The organism is Paraglaciecola sp. MB-3u-78 (genome assembly GCF_002835935.1).
In the GTDB taxonomy this organism is placed as follows: Bacteria; Pseudomonadota; Gammaproteobacteria; order Enterobacterales; family Alteromonadaceae; genus Paraglaciecola.
The window spans coordinates 559460-572392 of the sequence record NZ_PJCF01000005.1; the positions used below are offsets into that span (position 1 = coordinate 559460).

A 12933-nucleotide genomic window follows, 5' to 3' on the forward strand; every position below is an offset into this window, starting at 1 on the left:
CATATGACTGAAGACATTACCCAATTAGCGCAACGTTTAGGAAATACACTTTCTGCTAAAGGTTGGCAAATCTCTTGTGCTGAATCATGCACAGGAGGTGGGGTAGGATACGCCATCACAAGTATTTCTGGAAGCTCAGCATGGTTTAAAAAAGGTTTTATCACCTATTCAAATGACGCTAAACAAGAACTATTAGGGGTAAGTGAGGATACTTTAATTCAGCATGGAGCCGTGTCGGCACAAACCGTCGAAGAAATGGCTGAAGGTGCTGCAAAAAACGCCAATGCTGAAGTGGCTATTGCTATTAGTGGTGTTGCAGGCCCCGACGGCGGCACACCCAATAAGCCGGTAGGCACCGTCTGGTTTGGTTTTTATATTAACGGGCAGAGCATCAGTCAAAAACTTCTGATTACGGGAAACAGGCAAGCTGTTAGAATAAAAGCTATTGAGTTTGCTTTATCAAATACATTAATGTTGTTGAAAAAATAAACAATGATGAAAAAAATGACCAAGCGCCCTAAAAATTATTTCTACATTTCACTTGTAACTGTATAACCATACAGTATACTTCGAAACCTATTACTGAATCATATTAGTGTTGAAGAACAAATCTTCAACACGCTTTAATCACAAGGACATTCTGATGGATGACAACAAAACCAGAGCGTTAACTGCTGCCTTAGGTCAAATCGAAAAACAATTCGGTAAAGGCTCTATAATGAAGCTGGGCGACAACAAAACCATGGACGTTGAAACTATTTCAACGGGCTCTCTTGGTTTAGATATAGCTCTCGGTGCTGGTGGCTTACCCTTAGGACGTATCGTTGAAATATACGGACCAGAATCCAGTGGTAAAACTACCCTGACTCTTGAAGTCATTGCCGAAGCACAGCGTAACGGTAAAGTGTGTGCTTTTATTGATGCTGAGCATGCCCTTGACCCAATTTACGCCAAAAAATTGGGTGTCGATGTAAATGAACTTTTAGTGTCGCAACCTGATACCGGTGAACAAGCACTTGAAATTTGCGATATGTTAACCCGCTCTGGTGCCGTCGATGTAATAGTAGTGGATTCGGTTGCAGCGCTGACGCCTAAAGCTGAAATTGAAGGCGACATCGGTGATTCACACATGGGTCTTGCCGCCAGAATGATGAGCCAAGCTATGCGTAAGCTAACGGGTAACTTAAAAAATTCGAACACTATGCTTATTTTCATTAACCAAATTCGAATGAAAATTGGGGTTATGTTTGGAAGTCCTGAAACGACTACTGGCGGTAACGCCTTGAAGTTTTATGCTTCGGTACGTTTAGACATTCGCCGCATTGGTGCGGTTAAATCCGGCGATGAGATAGTCGGTAATGAAACCCGCGTAAAAGTGGTAAAGAATAAAATTGCCCCGCCTTTCAAGCAAGCTGAGTTTCAAATCATGTATGGCGAAGGTATTAACAGCCTCGGAGAACTCATTGATTTAGGTGTCACCCATAAAATGGTTGAGAAAGCCGGCGCTTGGTATAGCTGCAATGGTGAGCGAATAGGTCAAGGTAAAGCAAATTCAATTGGTTACTTAAAAGAACACCCTGATATGGCTAAAGATCTTGATAAGCGTTTAAGAGAATTGTTATTGTCAAAGCCAGTAGAAGCTGATGAAACTGTAAAAAAAGCCGACACCGACGCCGGGTAATGTGAATATTAAAACTAAAAACCCCGCTATATTTGCGGGTTTTTTTGTTTGCCCAGCGAAGCTGGCAAACCCGTCAGGTTGAAAGAAACCTGAATCACCCCGATTGAGGGGAAGATAATCCGAATGGTAAGTGCGTCACTGGCTAACGGTGGGGTGTGAAGGAAGCCATAGGAAGTTAGCGATACACAGCGTAAGCGAACCTGTTTCGGCGTGGTGGGTGGGTAAGCGTGCAAAATAGCGCAACGCCCAATACTCAATCAGACCCATTACGTGTTTGAGGGTGGAATAGCTAATAGGGAGCCAGTGCAGTAACTGGGGAAGCCTGACATCATTTCCAGTGTAACTGGAAGTTTGTATCCAAGAAGTGATTCAAGGTACAGATTGGTGGGAGGTGGCAGATGAACCCGTAGTAGTGAGTAAGGTCAGGCCTGTGAAAGCCAGTAATGGTGTGGAGGATAAAACCAGACCGACTGTTGGCAGTGTGTTCAACAGAGCAGGCAATACTCAAAAGGTGTTGTCTGTTGCGAAGGGGGGAAGTGTACTATAAGTGTCTGTTGTTCTTTTTTTTTGAAGTGTTGTGGACTCATAAGTGTGCCGACGGGCACAGACATCTTGCTAATGGTTGCTTAGGAATAAGTGGACTGTGGTGAAGAGCCGAGTATTGGATTAGCTTGTTAACGCTCAAGTAGATTGCCCCGATTAAGGGGCTAGCACGTTTGAGAAACAAGTGAAGTTGTCAGCCACAATGATGATAAAGCCAAGACAACGACCACAAGTTAAAGGTGAGGGTGGAAATGTTCTACAGTCTTTATGGTCGATTGTTACATGCGCAAGCATTAGAAGCGGCTTATAAACAAGTGGCAAGGGCGAAAGGTGCGGCCGGAATAGATGGGCAGAGCCTAAGCGATTTTGCAGCTGACTTGCAGAGCAATCTTCATATTTTACTGCTCGAACTGAAAGGTAAAACCTACCAAGCGCAGCCTGTACGTCGGGTAGAAATACCCAAAGAAGATGGCAGTATGCGATTGCTTGGGATACCGACAGTGCGAGACCGCATCGTCCAACAAGCGTTATTAACGATATTGCAGCCCATCTTCGATAAGGATTTTCATCCATCTAGCTATGGATATCGCCCGAAGCGAAGTTGCCATGATGCGATTAACAAGGCCACATTGTTTATAAGGCAATATGGTCGGCGTTGGGTCGTGGATATGGACTTGTCAAAGTGCTTTGACCGTTTATCCCATGAGTTAATACTCAAAGGCGTTAAGTGCAAAGTCACAGATGGCAGTGTGCTGAAATTAATCCAACAGTTTTTATCCAGTGGTGTGATGGAAGGTAACGAAGTGATACCGACTATCAAAGGCAGTCCGCAAGGCGGGGTAATCAGTCCGTTGTTATCGAACATTTACCTTGATGCATTCGACCAAGAAATGAAACGCAGAGGGCACCGAATAGTGCGTTATGCGGATGATATTTTAGTGTTATGCATCAGCCGAGTAGGCGCAGAGCATGCCTTGAACATTGCCACGACTATTTTAGAGGATGATTTACAACTTGTTGTGAATAAGACCAAAACCCATATCACGCACAGTGATGATGGTGTTAAGTTCCTCGGAGTCGAAATTGGGACACAATATACCCGAATTCAACCTAAGAAACTGGTTAACTTCAAGCAGCGAGTGAAGCAGCTCACTAAGCGTAATACAGGGAAACCGCTGATAGATATCATTAAACGGTTAACCCCTGTGCTAAGAGGGTTCGCACATTATTTTAAGATAGCCAATTGCAAGCGAGAGTTTGTGAGCTTGATGAAATGGATAAGAAGACGCATGCGCGCTATTCAATTGAAGTTGTGGAAACGCCCAGCTCGTCTTCATAGACGACTAAGGCAACTTGGCTTCAAAGGAAAGTGTGTCTTCATAAAAATGGCGTCATGGCGCAATGCGAATTGTCCAATGGCGACTATTGCCATGAAGAATAGCTGGTTCGATGAAATAGGGCTTTATCACATTGATAGGGTATTCTATGACTAACTTGTTATCACCCTTGGTGGTTTTATAGTACGCATGAGCCGTATACGAGGCCCGTACGTACGGTTCTGTGAGAGGGATGAGGCATAAGCCTCACCCTACTCGATATGCGGTTTGAAAATTAGGGAAGTCTTAAATCAACTAAGCACAACTACAAATTAAACTTAGTTCGCTAAATCATTTAAAATATTTATATGTTGCAGCCTGTTGAATCGTACTTTTAATTTTTTTTAAAGATATTACGGCCAATTTTTGTCCATCTATTGATCTATATTGTCTGTGGTGTTCGATCTTTATACTCCCAGTTTAGATGTACACAGTAATGCAAGTATAAACACCTGATGTGATTAATTAACTAGACGAGACACTTAGAATTTTTGGGATTTTCTAGTACCCCTCCAAAAAACAGGAAGTGCCTGATAATGTTTCATTGGGGTAGGCTAAGGGAAACGTTGTTGTTTAGCTATTAACACTCAATAATATTCACGGCCAGTCCACCTCGGGCAGTTTCTTTGTATTTGGATTTCATGTCATTACCCGTTTCCCACATGGTTTTGATCACCTTGTCCAGTGATACCTTGTGATCACCGCTACCGCGTAAGGCTAGTCTTGAGGCGTTAATAGCTTTAATTGAACCCATTGCATTTCGCTCTATACATGGTACCTGCACCAAACCACCCACAGGATCGCACGTCAAACCTAGATTATGTTCCATGCCTATTTCTGCTGCGTTTTCTACTTCGTTAACTGTACCTCCTAGTATTTCAGTGAGCGCGCCTGCAGCCATAGAGCAAGCTACACCCACTTCCCCTTGACACCCGACTTCAGCTCCTGAGATAGAAGCATTTTTTTTGTATAAAATGCCAATGGCGGCGGCAGTCAAAAAATACCGTGACACTATGTCTTCATCTACTGGGCGCACAAATTTGTCAAAGTAATGCAACACCGCTGGGATGATACCTGCAGCACCATTAGTCGGGGCGGTGACCACTTTTCCGCCCGCCGCGTTTTCTTCATTCACAGCTAGGGCAAATAGGTTGACCCAATCCATGGCTTGCATTGGATCGGTGCTATTTTCGTTTTGCAAGCGACGGTAAAGTTTAGGTGCGCGGCGTGTAACCTTTAATCCACCGGGCAGTATACCTTCGTTTTTAATTCCATTTTGAACACACTCTTGCATTACTTGCCATATGTGCCAAAGTTTTTGTTTAATTTCGGTTTGAGTCTGAAATACTTGCTCATTCTTTAACATTAATGAACTAATACATAAGCCATGCTCTTTACATAAACCGAGTAATTCCTCGGCGGAAGAAAATGAATAGGGCACTGGCTGTATGTCGTGTTGTAGTGCGCTGACTTTTTCCTTATGAAAATCTTCTTCTCGAAGAATAAAACCACCGCCAATGGAATAATAACTTTGACTTGCAATGATTTTTTTCCCACTTAAGGCATGAAATGTCAGCCCATTTGCATGTAAGGGCAAAGTTTTACGTCGATGAAACACTATGGATCCTTCTCGAGCAAAGTTGATCGCTTTTTCACCGTTTAAGTCTAGTGTTTGCTTATCATCTACTTTGAGTAATAGTGCATCTACTAAGTTTATATCTATGGATTCTGGTGTGAGACCCTGTAATCCTAAAATCACGGCTTTTCCGGTGCCATGGCCTTTACCCGTTTGTCCCAGAGAGCCAAATAGTTCTATTTTTAGCTCATCTGTTTGCTCAAATAGTCCTTGTTCTTTAAGTTGCAGACAAAACTCTCTGCCAGCACGCATGGGTCCAACTGTATGCGAACTGGAGGGGCCAATACCTATACTAAACATATCAAACACACTGATCATGGTTTTCTCTATTAAGTTAACTAAAAACGCAAATTACTGGCGATTATTTAACGTTTTGTATTGCAGTAGCGCATTTCTAATAAAGACAATAAACAGCCTAAATAAGACAGCATGGTATATTTAAAAGACATTAACAGCTGAATCAAAAATAGCTGAGGCCTTAAGTCAATCTCTGTCCTTTTTAATTTAGTTCAGTATCAGGCACAACTTTTTCTGTCAGGATTTGACTCGTAAAAGTCTCCCTGTATTGCTCTTGTATAAGCTGTGGATGATATTGGTTCTCCTGACGTAAGGCTTTGACTAAGCCCCACATCATAATGATCATGACCATCGAAAACGGTAGGGCAACAATAATGGCCGCTGTTTGTAAAGCAGCAAGTCCGCCAACGAGCAATAAGATTGCAGCCACGGCACCTTCACCTAAACCCCAGAGGACTCGGTGTCCAAGTGGTGGGTTTTCGTCACCCATAGATAAAATAGTGGTAATGACCAAGGTGCCTGAATCAGAGGAGGTGATGAAATAAGTGGAAATTAATAAGGTGGCAGTAAAGGCCGCAAGGGTACCGAAAAAACCATTATCAAGGTTTTCCAGGGTTACATATAGAGCGGCCGTGATATCGGAATTAACTGCGTCAACTACCCCTGCCTGACCAACAACGGCTACTAACTCACCACTTGAATTAGTAATCTGATGGAATAGTTCCAAGTACAGTGCGGTACTACCAAATAAGGTTAGCCAGATAAAACCTAGTAAACTTGGCACCAGTAATACACCGATAATAAACTCTCGAATGGTACGCCCCTTAGACACTCGTGCGATAAACATACCTACAAAAGGAGCCCAGGCCATCCACCATCCCCAATAAAAAGCAGTCCAAGATGATTGCCATTTGCTGTCGGTATAGGAGTCGGTCCACGTGCTCAATGACAACAGGTTACTCAAGTAGTCGCCGATATTTTGTATCAAACTACCCAACAAAAATCGAGTGGGGCCGAAACAGAGTAAAAATACCAGTATGCCTGCACTTAACCACATATTGACTTCAGATAGGATCTTGACGCCGCGACCCACGCCCGATACCACAGATAGCGTAGCGATACTTGATATTACGCCAATGAGTAATATCTGGTTACCCAGAGATATATCCATGCCAAACATAAGGTTAAGCCCGGTATTCATTTGGGTGACACCTAAGCCAAGAGATGTTGCAACGCCAAATATAGTGCCAAATACCGCCAGAATATCTACGGTGTGACCTATTGGGCCATATATTTTATTGCCAATCAGCGGATATAGCGAAGAGCGTATAGTCAGAGGTAATTTTTTACGATAACTAAAGTAGGATAGCGATAGCCCTACAACTACGTAAATCGCCCAAGGATGTAGGCCCCAATGAAAAAAAGTTAAGCGCATGGCTACTTGCGCGGCCTCTGGGGTAAGCCCTTGCTCTACAAAAGGATTACTTTGAAAGTGGGTGATTGGCTCAGCGATAGACCAGAACATCAGGCCTATGCCCATACCAGCGCTAAACAGCATAGAAAACCAGGCGAAATTACCGTATTCCGGGCGTGAATCATCGTCACCAAGGCGCAATTTGCCATGGCGACTGAAGGATAACCAGATACAGAAGAATAAAATCGAAGTGACTATGCCTATGTAATACCATTTTAGATAATCTAATATCCAGTTTGAAATAGTATGAAAAAGTAGTGCTGAGCCTTCAGTAAAAAATATACCGGCTAACAAAAACATTATTACTAGGGCCATAGATATAAGGGATGTGACCGGATTCATGTTTTTCAATAGACCATACTTGGGCATAGTGATAAGCCAACCTACTCATGTTAAGGCAAAAAAACGTTACTATTTTTATGGTAAATCAAAAAAAACCAAAAAATAGTTACAGTTAAACCAGCAACTACTCCTTATATGCATAGCTAAACGAGATTATTTAGCTATGCATATTATTTGAGTTGACGCTTTTATTTATTTATTTAATTAATTAGTTTTTATGTGTAGATAAAATGCACAGGTGCAGAATCATCGCAGAACTGTTTAAGTTGATGACAAAGGTAAGTCAGGACTGACCTCTGTAATCACTCTAAACAATGTGTCTAATAGAAATCGTAAGATAGTCTCAATCCTAATGTGCGAGGACGGTTAGTCACAACCTTTGGCGTAAATTGCTGTGTATCAATATAAAGCACAGCGCTTTCGTCAGTCAGGTTATCTATATATAGCTCAGCTTTCCAGTCGTCTTTGGTGATGCCAACAGATACATTAGTAATCGCATAGCTTTCTTGAATGTAACGTCCACCTTGGAAAACATCGCCATTCGAGTTTAAAAATGAAGAACCGTCATACGTTGCCGCTTCATTTTGAATAGGTAAGCCTGAGCCAGTACCGTAGATCAATCGTGTCGCGTCTTCGGTAACATAAGCATCCATAGACATTCCGGCTAAACGGTCACCTGTGTAGCTGACAGATGCATTGAAATAACCGTCGTAACCGTTATCAAGTTCGAAATAATAACGTGCGCGAATATTACCCGAAAACTCAGCTGAATAGGGCAGTTGTGCGCCTATCCCTGGAGCAATACCTACTAGTTCAGCGTTAACCCGGGTTAATTCTGTATCGAGTAAACTAAAGGCCGCGTTGATGACTAAGTTGTCTGAGGCTAACCACGTAATATCAGCATCTACCCCTTTTATCTCTGCATCACCCACATTATCGGTAAAGACTAAAAAGCTAATATTGGTTGGGTCAAAACGTGACGTTTGTAAATCGGTGATTTCAGAGTAAAAAGCAGTAGCATTAACTCGTAAAATACCGTCTAAAAAGTCACCTTTCATGCCTATCTCGAAGTTATCAAGGCTATCGGTAGTAGAGTAAACGGGTATTCTGAAGCCATTAAATGCACCACTTTGATTACTCGCAAGGTCACCACCTTGACGGTTGGTAACCGGTGGTCTAAATCCTTCTGAGTAAGTAGTGAAAAACAGTATATCGTCATTCATTTTGTAATCTAACGAGGCTTTAAAGATAGTATCATCGACTGTTAATGTGCCGCTATCGTCTAATAAACTTACGTCCAACTGGCCACTTGCAATAGCTGCTTGAAGTACCCCAGGGCCATCACCACCCGTTGCTAAGTCTAGTTCTGCAGGGTCTTGAGTACCAAAGGCACGAATTCTACGGCTAACATCAGTGCTTGTTGTTGAGCCTTTAAATATGTCATCAATTTGATACCAACGCGCGCCTAAAGTAGCCGTTAATTTATCGGTTAAATCGTATTCAACCTGACCAAATACGGCAATTTGTTCGATAGTATGCGTGACATCATTAACAAAACTAATGCCTGACTCGAACGGTCCGCCGTTGCTGTTAATACCTTCAGAGCCTGGCAGTGTTCTGCCTAAATCAGTGAACGCGCCTAATTCTGTATTGGCAATATTGAATTGACCAATAGTTTCAAGCTCTTGGTCATCATAGAAAATACCAGCAGTGACACGCCACGCGTTGTCTACATCGGTATTAAACCGAAGTTCGTGCGTTATACGTGAGGTATCTGTTTGTTCTTTGTAGTATTTAGTAGGATCAAGGCAGCGTTCATCTTCTGGGGCAACGACGCCATCATTAAAAGTGCCATAGCTACATACATAATAAGCTGAGAACAAACCACCGTTGGTATAACCGGTGTAATCGATGGTAGAGCTGATTTCACGATCTAGATAACCACCTGTGTACACTATATCAAGCTTGTCTAAACGACCTTTTAACGTCCAAGTGGTGAGTCCGAATTCATCATCATTGTCTTCAGGTGTAAAACGGTTAACAGAGCTTTCACCTTCAAGATTTGGGTCGTAAGAGAATACGCCTTCGGTTTCTAGAGATTGAGCGGTGTGTTGCACCAACAAAGACCAATCGTTATTGATCAAATACGACATACCAAATCTAACACCTGCATAAATGGCATCGTTGGTATCATCTTCTACTAATCTGCCATTTTCAGGTGACTCAACAGGCGTATTGAGTGGATCGCTAAGGGGACCACCTGATATTCTGTCAATAACAACTGCGCTGCCAATGTAGCCGCCTTGGCCAGGTTTATTCAGGATATTGTCAATCCATCCACCTTGTTTGTCATTGTAAGCGACTACGCGAAGTGCCAGCTCATCGGTAGGTGTAAAGTTCATAAAAGCTTCAACGGAATTACTCATTTCGCCGCCTTTAGTACTACCAATATTCACATCCATGCCCGCAGCAAAACCAGAGTGATCAGGTTTTTTACTGATCATGCGCACTGTGCCTGACTGTGAACTTGCACCGAAGAGAGTGCCTTGTGGACCAGGCAATACTTCGATTCTTTCCATATCTGCAGCATAAACGTCTAAGTTTCTTCCTTGCATGGAAACGGGTTGTTCATCGAGATAAAACGCAACGGACGGTTGTAATGCCTGCACTGAAGATACTGAGATATTGGTTTGTGTAGTGGCTGCACCTCGGATATAAATCTCATTTTGACCGGGGCCAGTGCCTTGGAAAACAACGTTCGGTAGAAATTCTACGTAATCACTAAAGCTTTCAATGCCAAGAACTTCTAACGCTTCACCGTTTAACGCAGAAACAGAAACAGGCACATCCTGTATTGATTCTGTTCTTTTAGTGGCGGTTACTTCAATAGTTTCAATTTGTGCTTTACTTTTTTTTGGGACAGACGTTGCATCTTGCCCATGTACAAGTTGGCTGGTGGCTAATGCTGTTAAAATTGCGCAGTTCAGTTTTGTTAGTTTCATGCGTGTATCTCTTTTAGTTATTATAATTGATGGCATTTCATTTTTAGATGCATTAGAAAGTCCTTTTTCCATGACATGGTTGTTAAAACATTAGTTGACCATTCCATGAGGATCTATCACAAACTTTTTTGCAGCACCTTGATCGAAAGCATGATACCCGTCAGGCGCTTCATCTAAGGATATAACCTGTACATTAACGGCTTTGGCAATATCAATTTTGTCCCATAAAATAGCTTGCATCAGCTGGCGATGGTATTTCATTACTGGGCATTGGCCAGTAACAAAAGAATGTGACTTTGCCCAACCAAGACCAAAATTCATGCTTAGCTGACCAGTTTTTGCCGCATCCGTGGCTGCACCCGGGTCGCCAGTTACATAGAGGCCCGGGATACCAATACCACCGGCGGCACGGGTCACTTCCATCATAGTATTGAGCACTATTGCCGGTTGCTCCTTGTGGTGACTACAACCATGAGCATGAGCTTCAAACCCCACACAGTCGACCCCTGCATCTACTTCCGGTATACCAAGAATTTTCTCAAGCATATCGGGTACTGTCGCGTCTTGGCGTAAATCAATGGTTTCACAACCAAAGCTGCGCGCCTGGGCCAAACGGTCTGGATTCATATCGCCGACTATGACACAAGCCGCGCCTAGTAATTGTGCGGAGGCGGCAGCGGCTAATCCTACTGGACCAGCACCTGCCACATAAACTGTTGAACCTGGGCCAACACCAGCCGTCACTGCCCCATGGAAGCCGGTAGGGAAGATGTCTGATAACATGGTCAGGCCAGTTATTTTTTCTAAAGCTTGTTCTTTATCAGGAAATTTTAGTAGGTTAAAGTCAGCGTAAGGCACCATAACGTATTCGGATTGCCCACCCACCCAGCCACCCATATCGACATAACCAAAGGCCGCACCCGCCCTACCAGGATTAACGTTAAGACAAACACCTGTGTTGCCTTCACGGCAGTTTCTGCATCGTCCACAGGCGATATTAAAAGGTACAGAGACAATGTCACCCAGCTCAAGATATTCTACATCGCGGCCCATCTCTACAACCATACCGGTGATTTCATGGCCTAACACTAAACCTGGTTGGGCTGTGGTACGGCCCCTAACCATATGTTGATCGCTACCACAGATATTGGTTGTGACAACTTTTAAAATAACACCGTGATGGCAGGATCGGTTACCTATAGCGAGCTCTGGATAAGCAATATTTTGTATCTCAACGTTGCCTGGCCCAGTATATACCACGCCACGATTTGCATGATTTGAAGACATAACTGACTCTCTTTTTTGGTTGATGTTAAAATTTTGTTACTATAATTTAAGCCTTGTAAGGGGCCATGACATTTCCATTCAAGACCAAAAGATGTCTAAAAAAGACAGTGCAGGGATGTTTATTAAAAAATGGTAACGGGTTTTGTGCTCGGGAAAGTGAGCAAATAGGCCTGATAAGTAACATCATTTTCCATTATTCGTTAGGGTCATAAGTCAGTATTTACTAGGCCAGAACACCTGATGATGGATGTTCATTTTTGCCCGTTAATGAGAGTAGGTTGTTACGTGTAAGTGTTTTTTTGACGTTAAAATAGGTCGTATCGTTAAGCTGTTAATGACAATTGCTTTGAATTTGGTGCAGACAAAGACCCTGCACCGGGGATTATTTTACAAACACCACGGTTTTTTTTCCATGTAAAAAGATTCGCTTTTCAATATGATATTGCACCGCCCTAGCCAGGGTTAAACATTCGATGTCACGTCCTTTGGCCGCCAAATCTTGTGGATAATAGCCATGGTCCACGGTTTCCACTCCCTGGCTAATAATGGGCCCTTCATCCAACTCATCACTGACATAGTGGGCTGTTGCGCCAACCAGTTTGATACCTTTTTCGTAAGCCTGATGGTAGGGCTTTGCGCCTTTAAATCCAGGCAATAGTGAATGATGGATATTGATTGCCCAACCTGCCAGTTTTTTGCACATATCGCTGGATAATATTTGCATGTACCTCGCAAGTATCACTAAATCAGTATCAAATTGCTCAACTATCTGCCAAATCTGTGCTTCTTGTTGGACTTTCGTGTCGCTAGTAATAGGACAGTGGAAATACGGAATGTTGTGCCAGCTTGCCAAGGCTTCACAATCTGGGTGATTGGAAACAATCCCTTGAATATCGACAGCTAAACTTCCAATTCGCCAGCGATACAGCAGATCGTTAAGGCAATGATCTTGTTTGGATACCAATATCACAACCTTGGGTTTATAAGACTTGGGTGATAATTGCCATTGCATGGAAAACTTTTCAGCTTGAGGACCAAAACCCGCAGTAAAGCTTTGGCGATCAAACTCAGTTTCACAATCGGGACGAAATTCAATACGAATAAAAAACTGACCTTTATCCGTATCATCAAAGGAATGAATTTCAGTGATATAAAATCCGTGCTGGTACAAATAACTAGTAACCACATCTACCGTGCCAGGTAGACTTGGACAACTGGCAGTAATGATCTGCGTTTGGGCACTTTGTAGTAGGCTGCTAGCAGACTGTGACATATTTGCTCCTTAAACTTGGGAT

At 42.9% G+C, this 12933-nt stretch carries 9 protein-coding genes; 4 read left to right on the top strand and 5 right to left on the bottom strand.

Annotated features, from left to right (window positions below):
- Positions 1-3 precede the first annotated feature (3 nt).
- From CXF95_RS13570 to ltrA, 4 genes are all read left to right on the top strand, one after another.
- Positions 4-489 (top strand): CinA family protein, encoded by a 486-nt coding sequence (locus tag CXF95_RS13570; RefSeq protein WP_101199176.1) that lies wholly within the window; start codon positions 4-6, stop codon positions 487-489.
- A 154-nt stretch (positions 490-643) separates the two neighbouring features.
- Positions 644-1681 (top strand): recombinase RecA, encoded by a 1038-nt coding sequence (gene recA / locus CXF95_RS13575; RefSeq protein WP_255418917.1) that lies wholly within the window; start codon positions 644-646, stop codon positions 1679-1681.
- 364 nt (positions 1682-2045) lie between these two features.
- Positions 2046-2228, top strand: a complete 183-nt coding sequence (locus CXF95_RS13585) for a hypothetical protein (RefSeq protein ID WP_101199148.1) — start codon at positions 2046-2048, stop codon at positions 2226-2228.
- 247 nt (positions 2229-2475) lie between these two features.
- Complete coding sequence (gene ltrA, locus CXF95_RS13590; protein ID WP_232787834.1) at positions 2476-3717, top strand: group II intron reverse transcriptase/maturase; 1242 nt, start codon at positions 2476-2478, stop codon at positions 3715-3717.
- A gap of 463 nt (positions 3718-4180) precedes the next feature.
- On the opposite strand, the gene CXF95_RS13595 is transcribed toward ltrA, so the two are convergent.
- The 5 genes from CXF95_RS13595 to purU all read right to left on the bottom strand — a co-directional run bounded on the left by CXF95_RS13595 (position 4181) and on the right by purU (position 12911).
- Positions 4181-5554: an L-serine ammonia-lyase gene (locus tag CXF95_RS13595; RefSeq protein ID WP_101199177.1), complete on the bottom strand. Its 1374-nt coding sequence runs from the start codon at positions 5552-5554 to the stop codon at positions 4181-4183.
- 181 nt (positions 5555-5735) lie between these two features.
- Positions 5736-7376 (bottom strand): BCCT family transporter, encoded by a 1641-nt coding sequence (locus CXF95_RS13600; RefSeq protein WP_198556586.1) that lies wholly within the window; start codon positions 7374-7376, stop codon positions 5736-5738.
- Positions 7377-7669: 293 nt separating this feature from the next.
- On the bottom strand, positions 7670-10351 hold the full coding sequence (locus CXF95_RS13605) for a TonB-dependent receptor (RefSeq protein WP_101199178.1): 2682 nt from the start codon (positions 10349-10351) through the stop codon (positions 7670-7672).
- Positions 10352-10441: 90 nt separating this feature from the next.
- Positions 10442-11638, bottom strand: a complete 1197-nt coding sequence (gene fdhA, locus CXF95_RS13610) for a formaldehyde dehydrogenase, glutathione-independent (protein ID WP_101199179.1) — start codon at positions 11636-11638, stop codon at positions 10442-10444.
- Positions 11639-12020: 382 nt separating this feature from the next.
- Positions 12021-12911, bottom strand: a complete 891-nt coding sequence (gene purU / locus CXF95_RS13615; protein ID WP_101199180.1) for a formyltetrahydrofolate deformylase — start codon at positions 12909-12911, stop codon at positions 12021-12023.
- Positions 12912-12933 lie beyond the last annotated feature (22 nt).